The 951-nt window shown below is 59.8% G+C and carries 1 protein-coding gene; it reads right to left on the reverse strand.

Annotated features, from left to right (window positions below; translation table 11 throughout):
- Positions 1 to 69: 69 nt before the first annotated feature.
- Positions 70 to 765 (reverse strand): hypothetical protein, encoded by a 696-nt coding sequence (locus MRS74_RS23520; protein WP_254582717.1) that lies wholly within the window; start codon positions 763 to 765, stop codon positions 70 to 72.
- Positions 766 to 951 lie beyond the last annotated feature (186 nt).

Genomic DNA, 951 nt, shown 5'->3' on the forward strand with positions numbered 1-951 from the left:
GGGCGCCTTGAAGGGGAGAACTGTCGCCTGCAGCGCTAACAGGCTGTTGAAGGCCCAGGCGAAGGCGGTTTAGTTGTCCTGCGTCTGGGAGCTATTCAGCCGCCGTTCGAGCTGTTCCAGGTGAGTCTGCAGGTTTTGAATCTGGGGCGCGGTATTCTGCATGGAACGAATGGCCCGCAGTTTGCTCAGGCAGCTGCGGTACTGATGTGCCGCCAGCTGGGCGCGCCCGCCAGCTTCCAGCCCCTGGGCATCCATGATGGCCAGGTCGCAGCTCACGCGGTGGTAGCCGCTCTTGATATGACGCAGGCAGAGTTCGGCCATTTCAAGCGGCAGTTCGTGGCGCTCCTGTTGCTGGCGCAACAGCTGCGCCAGATCGCGTAGCAGGGCGCGTACGCGGCGGGCGCTGTGCTGATCCGCCAGCTGTGTCAGCGCGCCCGGGGGAACGGCGGGCTCGTCAGGCGCTTCTGCCAGGTGCTGTTCCAGCGTCAGCCGCTCCTGTTCGCTGCAGGCACGTGGCGCCAGCTGCTGTAGCTCTGTGAGTGTGAGACTCAGGTTTGCCGCCAGTGCATGGCGTATATCGGTACTCTGGAAAGGGGCTGGCAGGTTGTCCGCGAGGTAGTTCAGGTGACGTATGTTTTCCTGCAGTTCGGTGCTGCGTGCAAGGCGCAACTGGCGCCGGCTAACAAGGTGCTGGGTGAGGCTTGCGGCCAGGGTGCAGAGGAGTATGGCGGCAAGAATCAGTAGTCCTGTTGCGGTCGGGCTCATGGTTATCCTGACAAGTTAGCTAAAAAATGAACATATTGATTTTATAGGAAAAAAACCTGAAAAAACCCTTGACCTACGTCCACGTCGGAAATAATATACGCCCCGCATTTGGCGCTAAGCCAAAGCGGAATGTCCCATTCGTCTAGTGGTCCAGGACACCGCCCTTTCACGGCGGTAACAGGGGTT

The organism is Marinobacterium sedimentorum (assembly GCF_024267675.1).
GTDB lineage: Bacteria > Pseudomonadota > Gammaproteobacteria > Pseudomonadales > Balneatricaceae > Marinobacterium_A > Marinobacterium_A sedimentorum.